Genomic DNA, 23,433 nt, shown 5'->3' with positions numbered 1-23,433 from the left:
GCGGCGGCAGCCACAGTCATCGCATGCCCTGCCATCTTCCTACCGCCACGCCGCACAACCGTGCCCCCCTTCCCTTTAGCCTTATCCAGCTCCGACGCCACCACCCAGGCGCCCAGCGCCTCATTCCAAATCGTTTTATATGATTTGTTCATATTGATTCCACAGTGCTCGCCCTGAGCTCAAGAAAAGAAACAGAAAAACCGGGTGAGCCATCGCGCAGCGCAAACCATAAGGACGAGCGCACCCTTGGCACCCGCAAATACAACGGGTTCCCGATTGATTGGAACTGCCAGAATTCAATGACCGATGACCACGTGGCTTTAAAAAGGACGCAGCAACTCAACGCTCCCTTTGGGAGCGTCTTCCATACAACGCGAGTTGGATGTTGGTCCGCCGAGCCTAACGTTTAGCGGTCAACGGCTTGGCCCGTGAAGGGCAATGGAAATCAGGGAGGATCAAAGGGCCATTTGATAGCGACATGAATGGCGTGGGCTGGGCATGGATCGACACCTCGCAGGTGCCTTGCCCAAACGTTTGCCCTGACCGTGTAGCTCGTCGTATTCATTGCTACCGTACCCCCGGCAGTGCGGCTTTCTTATTGACGAAGGAGCGCTATCTCATGCACAGACCCGTCTTGATGTGCAGGGGCTGAGATAGGCGCAGAGGGAAAAACTTCAAATACCGAAGAAAAATAGTCGAGTTTGAATATTGTGTCTAGATATTTAGTACTAAGAAACGCAGGGTTTTTACAATTCGAATCACCCATCATGCGCATTTCGGTGCATGTGTTTGTTTAGACATACTCGGCTATGCGCCATTGTTAACGTATTGAAATATTCACCAGATATCGATGATTAAATCCACGCTCGTGCAGGGGTTAATATCGACGGTTTCATTTCAAAGAAAACGTTGCGCAAAGAACGAAAAAAAAAGCGGCACGCCTTGTATTGGGGCATGCCGCTTTTTTATCGCGCACACATTAGGGGATTTGGACTGCCGCTGCACCGGCGGCGTGCGTTTGGTGCATTTGTGCGGTTAGACGAGTGTGTTCACTTTCACTGCGCGGCTGGGCGCGGCATTGATGCACGAAACCGATGCGCAAGCGTGTGATAGAACGACGGCGTGAGCGCCTTGGAGACCTGGCTGGACAACAACGCCACGGCCATGAGCGGCAAGACCATCTCGTGGCCGTCGATCATCTCCATCACGATCACGAACGATGTGATGGGCGACTGCGTGACCGCCGCCAGGTAGCCGACCATGCAGAGCGCGGCAAGACTCGGCAGCGGTATCGCCGATGTCACCAGCGACATGACGTTGCCCAGCCCCGCCCCAATCGCCAGCGACGGCGCAAAAATGCCACCCGGAATGCCCGACAGGTACGACGCGATCAACGCGCAGAACTTGAGCACCGCATAGAACGGTGAGAGCGCCTGATGGGTCTCCAGGAGGCCCCGCGCTTCTGCATAACCGCTGCCGAACGTGGTGCCGCCTGAAACCAGGCCGATCAGCGCGATGGCGATACCGCACAGGAAGGCAAACCACACCGGTTGCCGTTGTTTGATGTCAACCAGCCGCGCAGGCATCCAGCGCGGTATGTTGAGCAGCAGCCAGCAGAACGCCCCGCCAGCCACGCCCGAGATGGCGCTCGCGGCAATCACCACGGGCACAAGCGCCAGATGAAACTGCCCAATGGCCTGGATGCGCCCGAAATACAGGTAGTTGCCTTGCAGGCCCAGGGCGACCACGCCAGAAAAAATGATGGCGGTGATGAGCGTGCCGCTGTTGCGGGCCACGAAACTGCGCGTGAGTTCTTCAATGGCAAACACGACGCCCGCCAGCGGCGTGTTGAACGCCGCCGCAAGCCCGGCCGCTGCGCCCGCCAGCGCGAGTTGCCGCTCGATGTGCTTGCTGCTTCGACGATAGCCCCGCCGCATGGCGTACATGAGCGATGCGCCGATCTGCACGGTGGGCCCCTCGCGGCCAATCGTAAAGCCACAGAGGATGCCCAGGAACGAGACCACGATCTTGCCGATCATGATGCGCAGGGAAAGCAGCGCACTGGATAGCCGCCCGTCCTCCAGCGTCGCAATGACCTGCGGAATGCCACTGCCCTCGGCACCGCGAAAAAACTGGCGCGTCAGCCAGATGGCAAGCGCCGCACCAGCCGGTGTAATGACGATCGGCAGCCAGAACGCGTGCGACACCATGCCTCGAAAAAGCTCGAACCCTAAATCGATGATCTTGGCGTAGGCGACGGATACCAGACCCACGAGAACGGCACCGAGCCAGAAGATGCCGTAATTTGCCCAGAGTCTCCTGGCCCGACGCACTGATCGATCTGCGATGTGGAGAGGAGAAAACATGGGGCTGGGGTGTGGGGGCCGGGAAGCGGAGATTATAAGACCCGACATGAGTTGGCCTCCGTGCGGCCTTGATCGCACGCGGTAGTCCAGGCCGCGGTGCCCCGTGATAGAGTCGTCCGCCCTCCCCCGGATTGTGTAGCCCTATGTCGACATTCGCGCTTGTTCCCAAGCAAACGGCGTTGTTGGTCATGCACTACCAGACCGACATCATGGCGTTGTTTCCGGCCGTCGCACCCACGCTGCTCTCCAACACCCGCAAGCTGTGTGACGCTGCGCGGGCTAAGGGCGTGAGCGTCTATTTCGCCAAGTTCCACTTCAGCCCCGGTTATCCGGAAGTCAGCCCGTTGAACAAGAACGGGCAAGGCGTCAAGCAACTGGGGCTGTTCGTTGAAGACCGCATTTCGCCGGAACTCGGCCGGCAGCCTGATGAGTCGATCATCATCGCGCACCGCGCCAGCGTGTTCTACGGCACCGATCTGCAGGTGCGGCTATCCGCCAAGGGCATTGATACCTTGATCATGGTGGGGGTGGCATCGACGGGCGTGATGCTGTCGTCCATTGCCCACGCGAGCGATGCGGACTACCGCCTGTTCACCGTGAAGGACTGCTGCTACGACCCGGACCCGATCGTGCACGACCATCTTTTTGCGACGGCGTTTGAATCGCGCACGACGGTGCTGTCGCTGGCAGATGCGTTGTTGCTGCTGGAGTAGTCAAAGCAGGGGCTCGGCGTGCCTCAGGCGCTGACCACCTTGTTCTTGCCTGCGCGCTTGGCCTGATACATGCCGCGGTCGGCGCGATGGATGGCCGCCATGGGCGGTTCGTCCTTGCCGACTTCCGCCACGCCGGCAGAGAAGGTGATGAATAGCCGCGTGTCGCCCGCCGCAAAGAAGCGTTGCGTGAGCGCCCTCTGCAGGCGGACGATGGTCTGCACGCCCTCTTCCAGCGGCGTGTCGGGCATCAGGATCACGAATTCTTCGCCGCCAAAACGGGCGAGCGTGTCTTGCGGGCGCATCGATTCGCGGGCCACCTGGGCCAGGTGCGACAGCGCATCGTCGCCAAGGCTGTGGCCGTGCGTGTCGTTGATCGACTTGAAGTCGTCGATGTCCAGGAACGCAATGGAGAGCGTGGTGTTCTGGCGCACCGCACGTGCAACTTCACGCTCCAGCGCTTCTTCCAGCCCCTTGCGATTGAGTGCGCCGGTCAGCAGGTCGTGGCGGGCTGAAGCCGATGCCATGTCGAGCGCCTTGCGCAGTTGCGCCACCTCGGCGGCAGCCTCTTCGGCCTTGACCTTCATGGCCGACAGGACGTCGCGATTACGCGCCGACTCCACCGACATCCAGCGGGTGGCCGACAGCGCGTCCTGAATGGCCGGCGCGATCTCTGCGATGCTGTTGGCCGATTCGATCTTCTTGGCGCAGGCTTCCATCTGGCGGTGATGCTCGCCCGAGGTTTCGGCAGCAACGGACAGGCGCTCCATGAAGGCAGCCAGCAGCCGCTTCATCTCTTCCTGGGCTTCAATCGATTTCGACTTCAGCGAGCTTTGCTTCTGGATCACCTCCATGAGGCGACGCCGCAGGTCGTCCAGCCGGCGCAGGCTCACGGGGGCCTCGCTTGCTTTCATCAGGGCGTCGATCTGGCCGCGCAGCCAGTGATCGTCCAATGACAACTCGCCGATGTTCTCAAACACCAGTTGCAGCAGGCCCAGCAGCGCCCGGCGGATCTCGCCCTGGTCTTCAGCCGCGAGCGACAACCGGTGGTTGAACGTCGAGAGCTTGGCGGTCAGGTTGGCAAGGCTTTCAAATTCGGAGCGGCAAGCCCGGATCAGCGCCCAGGCGGCGGGGCCGATGCTGGCATCGTCTTCACCAAGCACCGGAAGGCAGCATTCCACCGTGCGCGCGAGTTGTTCGCACAATTCCCGTACCAGTGCCATCCGCTCGGCGTCCTGGGCGTCTCCGTTTGGCTTGCTGCCGGCGATTTCGTAATAGATCGAGGCAAAGTTGTCTGGCGTGGGCGCCAACCTGCGTGAGGCCAGCAGCTTGAGGGCGTGCCGGGCGGTCTCCGAGGGATTGTTTTCTGTCATTCCGAACTACAGGTTGGCGAGCAGGATTGGAGCGCGATTCTCCACGGTTCCGGCCCCACCGAAAAGCCGTCCAAAGGGTTGTGTGGGCATTGCGCTGCACGGTTGCAGCTCGCCAAATTGGGTGTCGAGGCAAGCATCTGCGCCAAGAGCGTGATCCCGTTTGGCATGGTCGCCGCGCATGATGTTTCGCTGCCCGTGCGTGCGCCGCCAGCAATGACGCGCTGCGCCGCGCGCCGATTATCCAAGCGTCTGGATATACCTCAGGAATGAAGGGGATTCGCCTCGCGCTCCGTAGAACCGGATAACGCCCGACACGTCGCCGTACTGCTGCACCAGGCTTTCTGCAGCAGCACGAGCGCGCCGAACCCCCGACACATTCTTCAGGAAGCAATCCATCAGAGCCGGGTCAAAGTACCGGCCGCTCTGGTCTGCCAGCGCATCGAGGGCGTCGTCCTCCGACATCCCTTGGCGGTAGACGCGCGGCTCGAGCATGGCGTCGAACGCATCGGCAATCGATACGACGCGCGCGGCAAGCGGAACGTCGTCACCCGCAAGGCCGCCCGGATAGCCGCTGCCGTCAAAATGCTCGTGATGATGGCGCGCGACGCTGGCTGCCAATTGCAGGACCGGGTCGGGCGTTCCGGCAAGCAGGTCGGCACCGATATCCGAGTGCCGCTGCATGACCTTTTGCTCTGCGTCGGTGAGGGAGGCGGGCTTGAGCAGCACGTCATCTGGAATGCCCAGCTTGCCGATGTCGTGCACGGGCGCCACAAGATAGATGCGCCTCTGCTCGGCGTCATCCAGCTCCAAAACGTTTGCCAGGTACGCCGCAACAGCGGCCGTCCGGACAAGGTGGCCCAGGGCCGACGGATAGCGCGACCCGCCGGCAAGCGTCAGGCTGGCGAGGATGATGCGGGGGCGACCTTGTTGTGCCATGGTGTTGACCTTCTTGGTAGCGCACCTGTCAGCACGCAATGAGGCTCGATGGAGGATTGCACGATAGTCATCGCGCCCGTCGACCGCAACCACCTACGCGGGGCATTTTTGATCTAACCCGCCTGTAATCGCCGCCACAACGTCGTCTTGCTGATGCCCAATGCCGCACATACGGCGTCGCGATCGCCGTCGTGGGCTGCCAGCGCCGCGCGTATCTCTTCGGCTTCCACGCCCCGGCTGCGCTCGCGCAGCGTCAATGCCGCCGCTTTGCCGGGCGTGGCGAGGGCAAACACTTCCGGCGCAATCAGCCGCAGCACGTCTTGCGTGACGGCGCTGGCGTCTTCGGTGTACGCCAGTTCCACGGCAATCCGTTCGATCACGCTCTGGAGTTCGCGCACGTTGCCGGCCCAGGCGTAGCGCCGCAGCGGCTCCGCAATGTCGGCCAGCACGCGGGCAGCCTCTTCCGTATCGGCAATGCGCAGCAGCAGGCGCGGCTCGCGGCGCGCGGCTTGCACGAGCAGTTCAGCGGCCAGAGGCATCACGTCGTCGGGCCGTTCTCGCAGCGGGGGCAGCGCAATGCTGAGGATGTTGAGCCGGTAGTAAAGGTCGGCGCGGAACGTGCCGGCTTCTACCGCGTCCGTCAACGCGCGGTGCGTGGCGGCCATCACGCGGATGTCGACGCGCGTGGGCTCGGTGGAACCCAGCCGCACCACTTCACGCTCCTGCAGCACGCGCAGCAGGCGGCTTTGCAGCGGTAGCGGCATCTCGCCAATTTCATCAAGAAACAGCGTGCCGCGGTGCGCGGCTTCAATCAGGCCGGTCTTGCCGCCCTTGCGTGCGCCGGTGAAAGCGCCCTCTTCGTAGCCGAACAGTTCGCTTTCGAGCAGCGCCTCGGGAAATGCGCCGCAGTTGATGGCGACAAACGGAAAATCGCGCCGCGCGCTGAGCTGATGCATGCCCTGCGCGACCATCTCCTTGCCCGTGCCGGATTCGCCCAGCACGAGCACGGTGGCGTCGGATTTGGCATAGCGACGCACCAGCGTGCGCACGCGCTCCATCGGCAGCGACTCGCCCACGAGGTCTTCGAGCCGGTAGCGCGCGCTGAACTGCTGCGGGCGCTGGCGCGAGCGCAATGTGCGGTCCAGCCGCTCCACCGCGCGGGATTCCTGGAAAGTGAAGACCGTGCCTTCAGAGGCGCCGGTGCTCGTCAGCGGGCCACGGTGGATGACGTAATTCACGCCCCGCACGGTGCCCAGCGTGTCGCCGTCGGCATCGGGCAGCAAGCCGAACAGGCTGGGCGCGATGCTCAGCAGCGGTTGCCCGATTGCCTGTTTTGCCTCGATCCCCAATGCAGTGGCCAGCCGCTGGTTGATGGCCTCCACGCGGCCCTGCGCATCCAGCGCGACCACACCGTCACGCAGATGCTGCAGCAGGTTGTCCAGCCGCTGCCGGCGCAGCGTTTCGCGGCGTGTGGCCTGTACGACTTCGAGTGCGGTATCGAACGCCGCACGCACGGAGTCACGCGAATACAGGAACACGGCGTTCATGCCCGCCTGCGTTGCGAGGTCCGTCACCAAGCCGGGGCCGACCACCACGCCCACGCCGCGATCGCGCAGGTCCAGCACGCAGCTCTCTGCGCCCTGGCGCGAGGTGTACGAGGCAAACACCACGTCCATGCCATAGGCGGCGACAAAGCGGCGCACCTCTTCGGGCGTGTCGCCGTGGGTGACAAGCGCCACCGATTCCGCATCGCGCCGGGCGCGGGCCAGCGCGTGCATCACGTCAAAACCCGTCGGGTTGATGACGACCACGGGCAGCGACAGACGCGGCTTCAAATATGCGCCGTTGGACCCGCCCGCCACCACCACGTCGGGCCGCTCTGTGCCGGCGGCGTCGATCTCGCGCACGATGTCTTCAAAGCCGCGCGTGATGACGCGCAGCTCGGCGCGGTCGTTGTACTCGGCGGCGATGTCGAGAAAGAGATCGCTCAGGCGGCTGATGCCGCAGGCCCAGATGCGGGGGCGGTCGGTCAGGTCGGTTCCAGTAGGGCTCATGGTGCGGTGCGGCCAGAAAAACAGCAGTCTCGACATTATGCGCCGCGCGTTTCCACATTGAAATTGCAAATTTCATTTTTGAAATGATGTGCGCCCGGGCGTCAACGTCACTTTCATACAAATCAAGGGGTTACGGCGGCTCGCCCGGGTGGCCCGCTTCCTGCTCTCTTAAGCCGATCTTTCTGGAGCCACACATGAGCACAACGCAACGACACCCCACCAGCGCCGGCGCCAAATTCCGTGCCGCCGTGGCTGAATCCCAACCGCTGCAAGTGGTGGGCGCCATCACCGCCTACGCTGCCAAGATGGCCGAGCAGACCGGCTTCAAGGCCGTGTACCTGTCGGGCGGCGGCGTGGCCGCCAACTCGCTGGGCATTCCGGATCTGGGCATCAGCACGATGGAAGACGTGCTGATCGACGCCCGCCGCATTACCGATGCCGTGCAGATTCCGCTGATGGTCGACATTGACACGGGCTGGGGCGGCGCCTTCAACATTGCGCGCACCATTCGTTCGTTCATCAAGGCTGGTGTGGCCGCCGTGCACCTGGAAGACCAGGTTGGCCAGAAGCGCTGCGGCCATCGCCCGGGCAAGGAAGTCGTTTCTACCGACGAGATGGTCGACCGCGTGAAGGCCGCCGTGGATGCCCGCACCGATGACGATTTCGTCATCATGGCCCGCACCGATGCGGCCGCCTCCGAAGGCCTCGACGCCGCCATCGAGCGCGCCGTCGCGTACGTGGAAGCGGGCGCCGACATGATCTTTCCCGAGGCGATGAAGACGCTGGACGATTACCGCCGCTTCAAGGCCGCCGTGAAGGTGCCCATCCTGGCCAACCTGACCGAGTTCGGCAGCACGCCGCTCTTTACCACTGACGAACTGCGCAGCGCCAATGTCGATATCGCGCTGTACTGCTGCGGCGCCTACCGCGCAATGAACGCAGCGGCGCTCAACTTCTATCAGACCGTGATGCGTGACGGCACCCAGAAGGCGGCCGTGGAAACCATGCAATCGCGCGCCGATCTGTACCAATATCTCGGCTACCACGCGTACGAAGACAAGCTCGACGCGCTGTTTGCCGCACAGAAATAACGCCTCCGCATCCAAACCAATTCAACGCATTCAAGGAGACCACACCATGAGCGAAGCCGATAACAGCACGCCGAACACCGGCGCTTTCAAGCCGAAGAAATCCGTGGCCCTGTCGGGCGTCACCGCCGGCAACACCGCGCTGTGTACCGTTGGCCGCACTGGCAATGACCTGCACTACCGCGGCTACGACATCCTCGACCTGGCCGGCGCGTGCGAGTTTGAAGAAGTCGCCCACCTGCTGGTGCACGGCAAGCTGCCCAACAAGGCTGAACTGGCTGCCTACAAGACCAAGCTGAAAGCGCTGCGCGGCCTGCCCGCCAACGTGAAGGCCGCCCTGGAATGGGTGCCTGCTTCTGCGCACCCGATGGACGTGATGCGCACGGGTGTGTCGGTGCTGGGCACCGTGCTGCCCGAGAAGGACGACCACGCCACCCCCGGCGCACGTGACATCGCCGACCGCCTGATGGCATCGCTCGGCTCGATGCTGCTGTACTGGTACCACTACAGCCACAACGGCAAGCGCATCGAAGTCGAAACCGATGACGACTCCATCGGCGGCCACTTCCTGCACCTGCTGCACGGCGTGGAGCCGCCGAAGTCGTGGGTTGACGCCATGCACGTCTCGCTCAACCTGTATGCCGAGCACGAGTTCAACGCATCGACGTTCACCGGCCGCGTGATTGCCGGCACGGGCTCGGACATCTACTCGGCCATCACCGGCGCGATTGGCGCACTGCGCGGCCCGAAGCACGGCGGCGCCAATGAAGTCGCCTTCGAAATCCAGAAACGCTACGACACGCCGGACGAGGCCGAAGCCGACATCCGCCGCCGCGTGGAAGCCAAGGAAGTCGTGATCGGCTTCGGCCACCCGGTGTACACCGTGTCGGACCCGCGCAACAAGGTCATCAAGGAAGTGGCGCGCAAGCTGTCGAAGGAAGCCAGCAATACCAAGATGTTCGACATTGCCGAGCGCCTGGAAACCGTGATGTGGGACATCAAGAAGATGTTCCCGAACCTGGACTGGTTCAGCGCCGTGTCGTACCACATGATGGGCGTGCCGACGGCAATGTTCACACCGCTGTTCGTGATCGCGCGTACGTCGGGCTGGGCAGCGCACATCATCGAGCAGCGCATCGACAACAAGATCATCCGCCCGAGCGCGAACTACACCGGCCCGGACGACCTGAAGTTCGTACCGATCGGCAAGCGCCCGTAAGACCGCAACAAAAGGAACGCCAACCCCAAACCGTAGATGGTGTGGCCGTTGACGTTCCTGCCCTAGATGGCGCCTTGAATTTCTGTAAGCGGGCGGAAAGAAGACGGGAAACTGTTTGAGCGAAGCGAGTCTTTCCCGTCTCCGCCTGGTTACATAAATTCAAGGGGAAGTCGCCATCTCGGGCGCGCCTTTCTTTTGCTTACTTTTCTTTGGCAAGACAAAGAAAAGTGAGTCGGCCCCGGCAGGGGACGATACCCGGGATGGACCACAACCGCCCGCCCCCGATAGGGGATGAAACAAGGGATGCACCCACACCATGAATACAGCACACCGCAAACCCCTCCCCGGCACCCAGCTCGACTACTTCGACGCGAGAGAAGCCGTCGAAGCCATCCAAGCCGGCGCCTACGACAAGCTCCCGTACACCTCCCGAGTCCTCGCCGAGAATCTGGTACGCCGCTGCGACCCCGCCACGCTCACCGATTCCCTCAAGCAACTCATCGAACGCAAGCGCGATCTGGATTTCCCCTGGTTTCCGGCGCGCGTGGTGTGCCACGACATCCTGGGCCAGACCGCGCTGGTGGATCTGGCCGGTCTGCGCGATGCGATTGCCGACCAGGGCGGCGACCCCGCCAAGGTCAACCCGGTGGTGCCGGTGCAGTTGATCGTCGACCACTCGCTGGCGGTGGAATGCGGCGGCTTCGACCCCGATGCCTTCGCCAAGAACCGCGCCATTGAAGACCGCCGCAACGAAGACCGCTTCCACTTCATCGACTGGACCAAGCTCGCGTTCAAGAACGTCGACGTGATCCCGGCGGGCAACGGCATCATGCACCAGATCAATCTGGAGAAGATGTCGCCCGTCATCCAGGCGCACGACGGCGTGGCCTACCCCGACACCTGCGTCGGCACCGACAGCCACACGCCGCACGTGGATGCGCTGGGCGTGATCGCCATCGGCGTGGGCGGCCTGGAAGCTGAGAACGTGATGCTCGGCCGCGCCTCGTGGATGCGCCTGCCGGACATCGTTGGCGTGGAGCTGACGGGCCAGCGTCAGCCCGGCATCACCGCCACCGACATCGTGCTGGCATTGACCGAATTCCTGCGCAAGCAGAAGGTGGTGGGCGCCTACCTTGAGTTTTACGGCGAAGGCGCCTCCAAGCTCACCCTGGGCGACCGCGCCACCATCTCGAACATGGCCCCCGAGTACGGCGCCACCGCGGCGATGTTCTCGATTGACGACAACACGCTCGATTACCTGCGCCTGACCGGCCGCACCGACGAGCAGGTCAAGCTGGTCGAGACGTACGCCAAGGCCGCAGGCCTGTGGTCCGACACGCTCAAGCACGCTGAATACGAACGCGTGCTGCGCTTCGATCTGTCGAGCGTGGTGCGCAACATGGCCGGCCCGTCCAACCCGCACGCGCGCGTGGCGACGACCGACCTTGCCGCCAAGGGCATCGCCGGCAAGTGGGAAGAAACGCCGGGCCAGATGCCCGATGGCGCCGTCATCATTGCCGCCATCACGAGCTGCACCAACACCAGCAACCCACGCAACGTGATTGCCGCCGCGCTGCTGGCGCGCAACGCCAACCGCCTGGGCCTGACCCGCAAGCCGTGGGTGAAGAGCTCGCTGGCGCCGGGCTCCAAGGCCGTTGAGCTGTATCTGGAAGAAGCCGGCCTGAAGCACGAACTGGAAAAACTGGGCTTTGGCATCGTCGCGTTTGCCTGCACCACCTGCAACGGTATGAGCGGCGCGCTGGACCCGAAGATCCAGCAAGAGATCATCGACCGCGACCTGTACGCCACGGCCGTGCTGTCGGGCAACCGCAACTTCGATGGCCGCATTCACCCGTATGCCAAGCAGGCGTTCCTCGCCTCGCCGCCGCTGGTAGTGGCCTACGCGATTGCGGGCACGGTGCGTTTCGACATCGAGCGCGACAGCTTCGGCACCGATGCCAACGGCAAGCCGATCCTGCTCAAAGACCTGTGGCCGACGGACGAAGAGATCGACGCCATCGTGCGTGCATCGGTCAAGCCGGAGCAGTTCCGCAAGGTGTACATCCCAATGTTCGAGCAGCGCAGCGAGTCCGTTGCCAACGTGAGCCCGCTGTACGCATGGCGCCCGCAGAGCACTTACATCCGCCGCCCGCCGTACTGGGAAGGCGCGCTGGCGGGTGAACGCACGCTCACGGGTCTGCGCCCGCTGGCCGTGCTGGGCGACAACATCACGACCGATCACCTCTCGCCGTCCAACGCCATTCTGGCCAGCAGTGCCGCTGGTGAATACCTGGCCAAGATGGGCCTGCCGGAAGAGGACTTCAACTCGTACGCCACGCACCGCGGTGATCACCTGACCGCGCAACGCGCGACGTTTGCCAACCCCACGCTCATCAACGAGATGGCCGTGGTCGATGGCACCGTGAAGAAGGGATCGCTCACGCGCATCGAGCCCGAAGGCAAGGTCACGCGCATGTGGGAAGCCATCGAAACCTACATGGAGCGCAAGCAGCCGCTGATCGTGGTAGCCGGCGCCGACTACGGCCAGGGCAGCTCGCGCGACTGGGCCGCCAAGGGCGTGCGCCTGGCCGGCGTGGAAGTCATCGTGGCCGAAGGCTTCGAGCGCATCCACCGCACGAACCTGATCGGCATGGGCGTGCTGCCGCTGGAATTCAAGCCGGGCACCACGCGCCTCACGCTGGGCATTGACGGCACCGAGACCTTTGACGTGATCGGCGAACGCAAGCCGCGCGCAGACCTTACGCTGGTGATTCATCGCAAGAACGGCGAGCGCGTGGAAGTGCCCGTCACGTGCCGCCTGGACAGCGATGAGGAAGTCTCGATCTACGAAGCCGGCGGCGTGCTGCAGCGCTTTGCGCAGGACTTCCTGGAATCGAACAAGGAGGCGGCATGAGCCACCCGGCGCAAGTGAAGATTCCTGCCACGTACATCCGTGGCGGCACCAGCAAGGGCGTGTTTTTCCGCCTGCAAGACCTGCCCGAGGCCGCTCAGCAGCCGGGCGCCGCGCGTGACGCCTTGCTGATGCGCGTGATCGGCAGCCCCGACCCGTACGGCAAGCAGATCGACGGCATGGGCGGCGCCACGTCGAGCACCAGCAAGACGGTGATCCTCAGCAAAAGCACGCGCCCGGACCATGACGTGGATTACCTGTTTGGCCAGGTCTCCATCGACAAGCCGTTTGTGGACTGGTCTGGCAACTGCGGCAACCTGTCGGCGGCCGTCGGCCCGTTCGCCATCAGCAACGGCTTGGTCGACCCGAGCCGTGTGCCGCAAAACGGCGCCGCCGTCATCCGCATCTGGCAAGCCAACATCGGCAAGACCATCATCGCGCACGTGCCCATCACCAACGGTGCGGTGCAGGAAACGGGCGACTTTGAACTGGACGGCGTGACGTTTCCGGCAGCCGAAGTGCAGCTCGAATTCCTCGACCCCGCAGCCGAGGAAGACGGTGACGGTGGCGGCGCGATGTTCCCCACCGGCAACCTCGTCGACGATCTGGACGTGCCCGGCGTGGGCACGCTCAAGGCGACGATGATCAACGCGGGCATCCCGACGATCTTCATCAACGCAGAGGCGATCGGCTACACCGGCACCGAGCTGCAGGACGCCATCAACGGCGATGCGAAGGCATTGGCGATGTTCGAGACCATTCGCGCGCACGGCGCGGTGCGCATGGGCCTGATCAAGAGCATCGACGAAGCCGCCACACGGCAGCACACGCCCAAGGTGGCGTTCGTTGCGCCGCCAAAGGACTACGTGGCGTCGAGCGGCAAGAAGGTCGGCGCGGGCGATGTGGATCTGCTCGTGCGCGCGCTGTCGATGGGCAAGCTGCACCACGCCATGATGGGCACGGCAGCGGTCGCCATCGGCACGGCAGCGGCCATTCCTGGCACGCTGGTCAACCTGGCGGCTGGCGGCGGAGAACGTGGTGCAGTGCGCTTCGGGCATCCGTCGGGCACGCTGCGCGTGGGCGCGGAGGCCAAGCTGGTGGACGGCGAATGGACCGTGACCAAGGCCATCATGAGCCGCAGCGCGCGCGTGTTGATGGAAGGCTGGGTGCGCGTGCCGGGCGCTTGAGCCAGAGGGAGTGGGAAAGAAAAAGCCGTTCAGCATCGCGCAGAACGGCTTGAAGGATGGGCCAGCCTTGCTGGCCCATTTGCATTGCAGGAACGCAATCAGTGCGTCAGGGCGCCGCCTATGGTGGTGAGTGCGCCGCCCACCGTGCCTGTCACCGGTGCCAGCGGCGTGGTGGCGCCCGTGGACGTGACGGAGGTGCCCACACTGGTGACCAGCGAGCCGATCGGTGCCGTGCCGCCAGCAGTCGGTGTTCCGCCCAACGCGCCGGTCACCGCACCCAGCGGGCTGCTGCCGCCTCCTGCGCCGCCCAAGGCATTCGTGATCGGCGCCAACGGGCTGCCCGATGCACTACCGCCAGACAGCGGGCCACCCAGTGCCGCCACCGTGTTGCCCGTGGCCGTGACCACGCCGCCCAGGCCCGAGACGCCCGGGGCGTTCGTGGCGGTCAGCGACGTACCGACGTTGGCCACACCGTCGCCCACCGTCTCCAACAGGTTCTTGGCGGGCGCGCCCAGGCCTGTTGTGTTACCCAGCGTCTGCGTGGCGGTGGTCACCTGCGAGGTGAGCGGCACCACAGCGGAACTGACCTGCTGCGTGACCTGCTCCACCGGCCCGGTCGACAAGGCCGTGCCAAGCGTGCCGCCCGCGCCCGCCACCGCCTGCCCAACCTGCGAAACCGCGCCACCTACCGGTGACGTGACCGGCGACAGCGGTTGCAACGGCCCGGAGCCGAGACTGCTCACGAGGCCGCCCGTTGCATCGACGGTGTTCCCGACCTGCGTCACCACGTTGCCAGTGCTCGATACCGTGGTGCCGACCGGATTCGAGCTGGTGCCGATGCTACCCAGGCCCGATTGCACCCCCGTGCCGAGCGCCGACACCGTATTGCCTACGTTGTCGACCACATTGCCCAGCGACGACGCACCCGGCAGATTGCTGCCGCCGACCGTCGACCCCAGGCTGCTGATGGCGTCCCCCGTGGCCGTCACCACCCCGCCGCTTTTGTAGGCGATATCGCCGGTGGGCGTGGTGGACGCAGTCGTTGTCGTGCCACCCGAGCCGCCGGAACCGGAGCCGCCACCGTTGCTGGCAGAGCTGCCATCGCTGCCGGAGGTACCACTCATGTCGCCCGAGCCGGAGCTGGCGCAACCGCCCAGCACAAGCAGGCCCACCAAGGCCGCTGAAACCAGTGTCCCTCGTTGCAATGTCTTCATGTCTGCCTCCCGTTTTAAAAATGCGCTTGATAATGCGCACTTTTGCCTGATTCGATACTTTATCGGTGCGCTATCCGAATCACTGGATAGCGCGTTCAAATTAAGTCTATTCACCGATTCTGCGTCAATTGCAAACATTGTAAAACGCGGAGAAACCGCGCCCCGACGCCGGATTTACGTAGGATACCCACGTAAAACCGGGCATAGCGGGGGCCGCAAACGTTCTCGATATACGCGGGCACTTGCATGTGTTTTGAGGCAGCGTTCTAAATTACCCAAATTGAGTTAAATACCGGCGACTGGATTATCGGGTTGCCGAACGAATGGCAGGCGGGGCAGCCGCAAACCGGCGGGGCGTTTCGGGGCGGCGGCATCAAAGTGATGGCGCTCGATAACGATGCCGCGCGCGGGCGCCCCCTCGATGAAGTGCTCGACCATCTCGCGCACGTCCGGATCGATGTAATCCGCTCGGGCACCGTCGACGATGAGCGTGGCGTGATCCGGCACCTGCGCCAGATAGCGCTTGAGCGGCACCTTGCCCATGAATGACACATCCTTGCGGAACGACAGCAGGAAGTGGTCGTGATGGCGCGCCATGACAATCGTGCGGCGCAGGTTGGCGCGAATCGCCAGCGCGATGCTCAGCGCAATGCCGATCACGATGCCGATCAGCAAGTCCGTCAGCAGCACGCCAACGATGGTTGCGATGAACGGAGCAAAGCGGTCCCAACCCTGCCGCGCCACCGCCACGAACAACGACGGCTTGGCCAGCTTGTAGCCGGTGAAGATCAGGATGGTGGCCAGGCACGCCAGCGGAATCAGATTGACGATGGCGGTGAGCGCAAACACGCTCGCCAGCAGCAGCGCGCCATGCACGACGGCCGACCAGCGGCTCTGCGCGCCGGCGTGCACGTTGGCCGAACTGCGCACGATGACGGACGTGATCGGCAGCCCGCCCAGCGCGCCCGCCACCATGTTGCCGATGCCCTGCGCCTTCAGCTCGCGATCTGGCGATGCGGCACGTTTCTTTGGGTCGATCTGCTCGACGGCTTCCAGGCACAGCAGCGTCTCGAGGCTGGCCACGATGGCCAGCGCCATCGCTAGGCGCCAGACATCCGGATTGCCCAGTGCCCCAAGCGTGGGCGACTCAAGCGCATCGAGAAACGCCCCGAACGAAGCCAGCGACGGCAGATCGACACGATGCTCAGCCGGCACTGCAATGCCCGGCGCCACCACCTCAAGGAGCGACGTCACGCCAATGCCGAGTGCCACCACAACAAGCGGCGAAGGCAGCGCGCGCACCAGCGTGAATCGCCGCAGCATCGGCGTATCCCAGCCGACGAGCACGGCGGCGGAGAGCAGCGTCACCAGCATCGCCGTGACCGAGAACGCGCCAAACGGTGTGGCGAGCGTACCGGCGCCGGCAGCGGCATCTCCGCTTGCCATCCCAAGTGCGAGCGGCACCTGCTTGATGATCAGCAGCAGCCCGATCGCCGCGAGCATGCCCTTGATGACCGACGACGGCACATACGCCGCAAAGCGCCCGGCGCGCAGCACGCCGAACACAAACTGCAGCGCGCCCGCCAGCGCCACGGCCATCAGAAATGCCGAGAAACCGCCCAGCTTGGCAATACCGTCCACGACGATTACGACCAAGCCCGCAGCCGGGCCGCTCACGCTCAGTTGCGAGCCGCTGAGCAGCGCGACCACCAGGCCGCCGATCATGCCGGAGAGCAGCCCGGCAAGCGGGTCAACGCCCGATGCATTGGCAATACCCAGGCACAGCGGCAGGGCGACAAAGAACACGATGACCCCGGCGAGCATGTCGCGCGGGAAGAAAGCCGGTGAGGTTGGTGTCTGCATGGTTGTTGGAGTTGTATGAACTGCGCACGCGCGAACGCCTGCCTGCGGGCGGGGGCACCGCCGGCATGCGTGAGGAGAGAGAGCGTCAGGAAACGGCGGCAGCCACAAACGCCGCCGCCGGTCGGGTTAAGCGATGGCCTCAGCGGGCGTCAGGATGTCGCCGCGGGTGGCGTGTTCCGCATCGGGATCGCCCGAAGCCAGCACGCGGATGTGTCCATCGGCCAGGCCGAAGATCCAGCCATGTATGCGCGGCGGGCGTTCTGCCTCGCGCACGATGGGGCTCTCGCGCAGGCAGCGCACCTGTTCGAGCACGTTGAGTTCGGCCAGGCGATTGACGCGCGCATCCAGATCGGACACGGCATCGAGTTCTGTGCGGTGACGGCCGGCCAGCGCGCACAGCGGCGCAATGCGGCGCGCCACGTGCGGCAAACCGTCGGGCGGCGGCAGCAGCGACGCGCGCACGCCGCCACAGCCGTCATGCCCGCACACAATCACATGCGCGACCTTGAGCACGCGCACCGCATATTCCAGCACGCTCATCGTGTTGTCGTCCGCCGGGCAAACAAGATTGGCGATATTGCGATGGACGAATAAATCGCCCGGGTTGGAATGCGTAATGGTTTCAGCGGGCACACGGCTATCTGCACAGCCGATCCATAACACCTGGGGTTGTTGGCCTTGGGCCAAACGTGAAAAGAATCCGGGATCACGTGCGGCAGTTTCGTGCGCCCACGCGACATTCTCGACAAGCATGCGTTTCGGTCGATGCATTGGTATGGCTCCTGCGGAATCTGCGAGACCGCTGCAGGCCGGAAACCCAGTTGGGCTGGTGTTCTCGGCAACGTTGCAGTGCAGCGGAAACGTTACGAAAACCATCGTATGAGAAAGGTTCCCGCTGTGCCAGTGAGGGTATCGACGTCAAATCGGATTGAATATGCACCGATAATGCGCATGCCCTGCGTAACTGTGTCGCACCGATTATCTGCAATCGGGAAACTGCGTGCAGTTATTCCACTGCCCAAGTTATCTATCCGAAATATTTAATCCCTGGATCGGAAAATATTCCATCACAGGTGAATGACCAGCCCCGTCGATCCACCGTGGGTGCCCGCATTTGGGGCACGTTTTCTAAGCCGATCAACAGCTTGCGCCTTAGCCAAGGCGAACTTGCGCAACCGCTTCGCGCCATTGCGTGAACCGCTGGGCACGCGCTTGCGCATCGCCATCGTCGCGGCCGTAGCGCAGGGCAACGTAGCCGGCGGCTGCATTGCGCAACGCCTGCGCCGCTTGGGGAAACTGCGCGGCGGCGCGCTCGGCGTAGGCCACCGGGCCTTCTGCGGCGCCACGCGCGCAACCATGCCGCGCCAGCCGGTCACACAGGCGCTGCCACTGGGCCTGCACCGGGTCGGGCTTGGGCTTGCGCTGCTGCCACAAGAGCGGCAGCGCAGCGAGGAGGAACAAACCCGACACGCCCCACAGCACCGCGCGCGGGTCCGCTGCATCCAGCCCCAGCCACGCAAACAGGCGCGCCTGGCGGCTGCGGTCGTAGCCAAGCACCCAACTGTTCCAGCCGCTGATGAGGCCATCGAGCCCCCAGCGCACGCTGCGCAGCCAGCGGGGCTCTTCCGCGCGGCGCGAGCGGAATTCACTGGCCGGCACGGCGGCGGCCAGGCCACGTTCGACGCGTTGCGGCGCAACGGCGGCGGTTGGGTCCACACGCACCCAGCCGCGTCCGTCGAGCCACACCTCTGCCCAGGCGTGTGCATCGGACTGGCGCACGATGATGTCACCGCTCATAGCATTCACCTCGCCGCCGAGATAGCCCACCACCACACGCGCGGGCACGCCCGCGGCGCGCATCAGGAAGACGAAGCTGCCCGCGTAGTGCTCGCAGAAGCCACGGTGCGTTCGGAAAAGGAAATCGTCGATCTGCTGATCGTGCAGCGGTTCCGGCTCAAGCGTGTAGGCAAACGGTGCGCGGCCAAACAGCTTGAGTGCGGCCGATACGCGCTCAGGCGGCGGCAGCTCTGCCCACTGCGCTGCCAGCGCACGCGCTTTCGGATTGCCCGGCGGCAACGCCAGCGCCATCTGCTGCGTAAGTGGGTCGAGCGGGCGGGCGTCGTCCGCGCGATTGCGCTCCGGCAGCCGCGAGCGCGCGTGATACCGCACGCGCTGCTCGAGCGGTTGCGTGCTGATGAACTCGCCGTCGATGCTGCGGCCGGTGCCGTCTCGCGCCTCGATCGACTGGCCGCGATCAAGCGCAAACAGCCAGCGCTGGCGTGTCGGCTCCAGCGTGATGTTGTAATCGAATACGCCCGGCGCGCCGCTAATTGCGTCCGCAGAATTGGGTACGCTTTCTGCTGCAGGACGTTGCCGCATCGACGCTGCCGTCCACGTCTGGCCGTCAAAACGCCACAGCACCATGCCGCGCCAGTAAAGCGTGTCGAGCGGTGGCGGCACGCCGGCAAAATCGACGTGGAAGACAAGCTCGTCCGAAAGGATCAACTGGCCGACGGAGCCGGGCGCCATGCGGTCAGACAGGCCACTGACAGCGGTATCGGCAGTTTGCGGCAAGCGCCACAGCGGATGATCCAGCCGCGGGAACAGCAGGAACAGCACCGCCGCGCACGGCAAACCCATGAGCACCAAACGCGCCAGCACACGCGCGGGGGATACGCGCGCACGCGCCTGCGGATGCAGCAGCAACAGCCAGTTGCGCAACAGCAGCGCCACGGTCGCCAGCATGGTGGCGGCCAGCCAGGGCGGCTGATCAAACAGCACCTGCGAGAGCAGCAGGAAGCAGCACAACTGCGTGACGAGCACGCCGTTGCGCACGGTGTGCGACTCCATCAGCTTGAGCACGAGAAACGCGCCAAGCAGCGCCACCGACAAGTCACGCCCGATGTTTCCGCCGGTGCGCATGGCGAGTGCGAGCGTCACGATAAGCGTGGCCACGCCCGTCAGCCCCAGCAACCACTTGCCCGGCAACGGCGCGCCCCGCACCCACAGCAGCGCGCGCCAGAGCAGCAGCACGCCGAAGACGGCGCAGGTCACCAGTGGCAGCGCACGCAACAGCGGCACGAGCACGACAGCAAGCTGCGCAATCAGCCAACCGTGCTCGCGATGGGTCAGTGCGCGAGCCGAACCGAAGGCGGCCGCTTCGGTGCCGATGGTGGCAGTGGTCATGTGGCTTCGCCTTCCGCTTCCGGCATCGCAGGCTTGCCCCACAGCGCCAACGCACGCAAACATGCATCCCGATGCGCAACACCCCGCGCCGGGCCAATGACAACGCCCGGCAGGCTCAGCGTGTATTCGGGCTCATCGCCGGCAGGCGCATGCTCCGCAGCCAGCACCCAGGCGCACAGGCGCGACAGGCGTTGCTCCACGTTCATCGACGGCGGCAGTGCTTCCCACGCGAGCACGCATCGCGCGTGGCGCACTTGCTGGCCGGTGCGGCTCATCCACGTGTCGAGCCGCGCGCTGTGCTTCCAGGCAATGCTGCGCAGTGCGTCGCCGGGGCGGTATGTGCGCAGCTGGTCTGCGGCCTCTTCGACATGGGTACGGGCGGCGCGCGTGTCGTCTTCGTCGCCAGGGTCGGGGGCAAAGCTGGCGGGCAGCGGCGGCGCGGAAGGTTCCGGTGCCGGATAGACCAACAGCGTAAGCGGCGCATCGGCGTAGCTCCACGCGCGAAACAGGCCGAGCGGAAAACGCGTCGACACCGTCAGGCGCGGCAACTTGAACCAACCGCGCGGCTGATCGGCGAAAGACAACGCGGCCACGATGGCGTCCTGCGCGTCGAGCGATGTTTCCACCGCGGCGGCTTGCGCGGCGCTCACATCCACACCCACACGCGCCCATGGCGTGACGTTGGCCAATGCCACGCCCACATTCAACGCATGCCCGGCAAACACGGCATCGCCCGCCGCGCCGCGCACTTCCAGATCAACGAGGTTGCGATGCGTCTGCCACATGGCGGACGCGGCCACGCCGGCCAGCACGAAGGTCAGCAGAAAACCGAGGCTCACGTTGTAGTTGAGCGAAGTGAGCAGCATCACCATCAGCAGCAGCGCAAAGCCGGCACCGGCTGCGGTGGGCAGGATGTAGACGTGATTGCGGTCCAGGCGGATGCGGCCTTCGCGCGGCGTGCGCGGCCGTTGCAGAAAGCGTTGCACGCGCGCCCGCGCAAAGCGGATGCCGGGCAGCATCGCCAAGCCCGCACCCAGCACACGCAATGGCACGAGCAGCAGAGAAGTGAACCGCGCCATGGCGCTGCGTACTTAGGGAATGGCGACCGTGTCGAGCAGCCGCTGCGCCAGCGCGGTGGCCGACAGCGTGCCGCCCGTGGGCAGCAACCGATGCGCCGCCACGGCCTTGAATACGGCTTGCACGTCTTCGGGCAGCACGGCATCGCGGTCATCGATGAGCGCCCAGGCACGCGCGGCCGCCAGCAACGCCAGCCCGGCGCGCGGCGACAGACCCATCTGCACCTGTGAATCGGTGCGCGTGGCATTCACCAGTGCGAGCACGTAGTCGACCAGCGCCGGTGCCACGTGCACGGCATCGGCAGCCGTCTGCAAGGCGACGACCTGCGCGGCGCTTAGCACCGGCTCGATGTCTTGCGGCGCACCACCGCCGAGGTACAGCGCACGTTCGGAACTTTGATCGGGATAACCCAGCGACAGCCGCATCGTGAAGCGATCCAGCTGCGATTCGGGCAGTGGATGCGTGCCGATCTGGTTCAGCGGGTTCTGCGTGGCGATCACGAAGAACGGCTCGGGCAGCGGATACGTCGCCCCGTCATGCGTGACCTGCCCTTCGGCCATGGCTTCGAGCAGCGCGCTTTGCGCCTTTGGCGTGGCGCGGTTGATTTCATCGGCCAGCACCACCTGCGCGAACAGCGGGCCGGGGTGGAATTCGAACGCGCCCTTCTCTTTCACGTAGATCGATACGCCGATCAGGTCCGTCGGCAGCAAATCGCTTGTGAACTGCACGCGCTGGTATTGCAGCCCGAGCGTGCGGGCCAGCGCATGCGCCAGCGTGGTCTTGCCCACGCCGGGCAGATCTTCCAGCAGCAGGTGCCCGCGTGCGAGCAAACACGCCAGCGCCAGGCGGATCTGCAGTGGCTTGCCGAGCACGATGCGATCGAGCGCGCGTTGCGCCTGCGACAGCGCAGCCGGCAAGGTGAGCGGCGTGGCGGGTGTCGTACGAACGGGAGACAGCGGGACTTGGTTGGGCGTCATCAAGGTGCAGCCAAGGCAACAATGCCAGCGAGTGTAGCGGCATCCCACGACACCCGCGCGCTCATGTCTTGTCTGCGTGAGTGCGCTACAACATCAGTCCGGTTTGCGCGCGGGGATAGCCGCATCGAGCAACACGCGTGCCGTGCGCGGCAGGCTCTTGATGAGGCGCGGCGCATCGGTGCCGAAGGTCTGGCTGGCGGTGTAGGCGCCTTCGATCAGGAAGGCCAAGTCGTCGGCGAGCGCATCGGGATCGGTCGCGCCGGCGGCTTGGGCGCGGTCACGCAGGCGGGTGAGCAGCAGCGCCTTGTTGCGCTGGACAAACTGCCGCGCCGGATGCGTCAGGTCCGGAAACTCCGCCGCCACATTCACAAACGGGCAGCCCCGATAGCCGGGGCGTGAAGCGCGTTCGGAGACATCGATGAAGAACTGCAGCAGTTGCGCGCGCGCGTCGTCCGGGTGCTTGGCCACGCTCGCGTTGAAGTAGCCCCAGAAGCTCTCGTCGCTGCGCTCCAGGTAAGCGATGACGAGATCGTCCTTCGACTTGAACTGGCGGTACAGGCTCATCTTGTTGACGCCGGCCTTCTCCACCACGGCCTCGACGCCCACGGCCCGCACGCCTTCGTAGTAAAACAGTTGACGAGCCGCTTCGAGCAGGCTGGCGTGCGCGTCCTCGCCGCTGATGCGACGCGGCGTCGGTTTGGGTTGATCAACGGTGGACAGCGCGCGAGGTCCGCGGCGGTTGGGCGTGGCCATGGTGATGCTCCTGCAAGCGCGGTGGGGCATAAAGCCCCAGTTACGCCGGTGTCATTCGAATGCTGCTTGACATGTTACCGACCGGTACCTACTATCGCAACCACGTTGTTACCGACCGGTAACGAATGCGATATTGTCGCCCCAACAAGAATCGAAATAATCGGACAGCCCATGCAGCGACTTGCCCGCCTCATCGCCCCCCGTTTCCACTACAGCTGGCTTGCGCTGGCGGTGGTGTTCCTGATCCTGCTGTGCGCTGCCGGCACGCGCGCCACGCCCAGCGTGATGATGCTGCCGCTCGAGCACGAATTCGGCTGGAGCCGCAGCACGATCTCACTGGCCATCTCAATCGGTATTGCCCTGTATGGGCTGACGGGGCCGTTTGCAGCGGCGTCGATGCAGTATTTCGGGATCCGCCCGACGGTGCTCGGTGCGCTGGCGGTGCTGATTTCCGGCACGGCACTCTCGGCGATGATGCACGAGCCGTGGCAGATGGTGCTGCTGTGGGGCGTGATGGTG

General features: G+C 64.5%; 17 protein-coding genes and 1 pseudogene. 6 read left to right on the top strand and 12 right to left on the bottom strand.

Annotation, left to right across the window (positions count from 1 at the left end; translation table 11 throughout):
• Positions 1-17: 17 nt before the first annotated feature.
• Positions 18-152 (bottom strand): annotated as a pseudogene (locus tag ACCD03_RS23370) (ESPR domain-containing protein); the annotation flags it as partial.
• Between the two features lie 903 nt (positions 153-1,055).
• Positions 1,056-2,366, bottom strand: a complete 1,311-nt coding sequence (locus tag ACCD03_RS23365) for a chloride channel protein (RefSeq protein WP_413413061.1) — start codon at positions 2,364-2,366, stop codon at positions 1,056-1,058.
• Between the two features lie 143 nt (positions 2,367-2,509).
• Between ACCD03_RS23365 and ACCD03_RS23360 the strand changes: the two genes are divergently transcribed.
• Positions 2,510-3,079: an isochorismatase family cysteine hydrolase gene (locus ACCD03_RS23360; protein WP_413413060.1), complete on the top strand. Its 570-nt coding sequence runs from the start codon at positions 2,510-2,512 to the stop codon at positions 3,077-3,079.
• 23 nt (positions 3,080-3,102) lie between these two features.
• Here ACCD03_RS23360 and ACCD03_RS23355 read toward each other — a convergent pair whose 3' ends face one another.
• The 3 genes from ACCD03_RS23355 to prpR form a co-directional block, all read right to left on the bottom strand.
• Complete coding sequence (locus tag ACCD03_RS23355; protein WP_413413059.1) at positions 3,103-4,449, bottom strand: GGDEF domain-containing protein; 1,347 nt, start codon at positions 4,447-4,449, stop codon at positions 3,103-3,105.
• 237 nt (positions 4,450-4,686) lie between these two features.
• Positions 4,687-5,385 (bottom strand): HD-GYP domain-containing protein, encoded by a 699-nt coding sequence (locus ACCD03_RS23350; protein WP_413413057.1) that lies wholly within the window; start codon positions 5,383-5,385, stop codon positions 4,687-4,689.
• Positions 5,386-5,498: 113 nt separating this feature from the next.
• Positions 5,499-7,439, bottom strand: a complete 1,941-nt coding sequence (gene prpR, locus ACCD03_RS23345) for a propionate catabolism operon regulatory protein PrpR (protein WP_413413055.1) — start codon at positions 7,437-7,439, stop codon at positions 5,499-5,501.
• Between the two features lie 194 nt (positions 7,440-7,633).
• Between prpR and prpB the strand changes: the two genes are divergently transcribed.
• From prpB to prpF, 4 genes are all read left to right on the top strand, one after another.
• Positions 7,634-8,530 (top strand): methylisocitrate lyase, encoded by an 897-nt coding sequence (gene prpB / locus ACCD03_RS23340; RefSeq protein WP_045205499.1) that lies wholly within the window; start codon positions 7,634-7,636, stop codon positions 8,528-8,530.
• Positions 8,531-8,576: 46 nt separating this feature from the next.
• The gene (prpC, locus tag ACCD03_RS23335; RefSeq protein WP_045205500.1) at positions 8,577-9,746 is read left to right on the top strand and encodes a 2-methylcitrate synthase; all 1,170 of its coding nucleotides are present in this window, start codon (positions 8,577-8,579) and stop codon (positions 9,744-9,746) included.
• Between the two features lie 316 nt (positions 9,747-10,062).
• A complete protein-coding gene (gene acnD / locus ACCD03_RS23330; RefSeq protein WP_413413052.1) occupies positions 10,063-12,660 on the top strand; it encodes a Fe/S-dependent 2-methylisocitrate dehydratase AcnD in 2,598 nt (865 codons plus the stop codon).
• Positions 12,657-13,844 carry a 2-methylaconitate cis-trans isomerase PrpF gene (gene prpF / locus ACCD03_RS23325; protein WP_045205502.1) on the top strand — a complete coding sequence of 396 codons (1,188 nt, stop codon included), beginning with the start codon at positions 12,657-12,659 and terminating at the stop codon, positions 13,842-13,844. Before acnD ends, prpF begins: the two co-directional genes overlap by 4 nt.
• 98 nt (positions 13,845-13,942) lie before the next feature.
• Here prpF and ACCD03_RS23320 read toward each other — a convergent pair whose 3' ends face one another.
• From ACCD03_RS23320 to ACCD03_RS23290, 7 genes are all read right to left on the bottom strand, one after another.
• Positions 13,943-15,058, bottom strand: coding sequence for a collagen-like triple helix repeat-containing protein (locus ACCD03_RS23320; RefSeq protein WP_413413050.1), 1,116 nt, complete (start codon positions 15,056-15,058; stop codon positions 13,943-13,945).
• Positions 15,059-15,343: 285 nt separating this feature from the next.
• On the bottom strand, positions 15,344-16,921 hold the full coding sequence (locus ACCD03_RS23315) for a SulP family inorganic anion transporter (protein WP_413413048.1): 1,578 nt from the start codon (positions 16,919-16,921) through the stop codon (positions 15,344-15,346).
• 126 nt (positions 16,922-17,047) lie between these two features.
• Complete coding sequence (locus ACCD03_RS23310; protein ID WP_413413046.1) at positions 17,048-17,692, bottom strand: carbonic anhydrase; 645 nt, start codon at positions 17,690-17,692, stop codon at positions 17,048-17,050.
• A 381-nt stretch (positions 17,693-18,073) separates the two neighbouring features.
• A complete protein-coding gene (locus tag ACCD03_RS23305; RefSeq protein ID WP_413413044.1) occupies positions 18,074-20,107 on the bottom strand; it encodes a DUF3488 and DUF4129 domain-containing transglutaminase family protein in 2,034 nt (677 codons plus the stop codon).
• Positions 20,104-21,186 carry a DUF58 domain-containing protein gene (locus tag ACCD03_RS23300; protein ID WP_413413042.1) on the bottom strand — a complete coding sequence of 361 codons (1,083 nt, stop codon included), beginning with the start codon at positions 21,184-21,186 and terminating at the stop codon, positions 20,104-20,106. The genes ACCD03_RS23305 and ACCD03_RS23300 overlap by 4 nt, the downstream gene beginning before the upstream one ends.
• 12 nt (positions 21,187-21,198) lie before the next feature.
• Positions 21,199-22,161, bottom strand: coding sequence for an AAA family ATPase (locus ACCD03_RS23295; protein ID WP_413413040.1), 963 nt, complete (start codon positions 22,159-22,161; stop codon positions 21,199-21,201).
• Positions 22,162-22,254: 93 nt separating this feature from the next.
• Entirely contained in the window at positions 22,255-22,914 is a 660-nt protein-coding gene (locus ACCD03_RS23290) for a TetR/AcrR family transcriptional regulator (RefSeq protein ID WP_045205509.1), read from the bottom strand.
• Between the two features lie 171 nt (positions 22,915-23,085).
• Between ACCD03_RS23290 and ACCD03_RS23285 the strand changes: the two genes are divergently transcribed.
• A partial coding sequence (locus tag ACCD03_RS23285) for an MFS transporter (RefSeq protein WP_413413037.1) occupies positions 23,086-23,433 on the top strand: 348 nt, incomplete at its 3' end.

The sequence above is a fragment of the Ralstonia sp. Ralssp135 genome (assembly GCF_047304345.1).
GTDB lineage: Bacteria > Pseudomonadota > Gammaproteobacteria > Burkholderiales > Burkholderiaceae > Ralstonia > Ralstonia chuxiongensis.
This window is presented reverse-complemented; position numbering and strand designations above follow the sequence as displayed.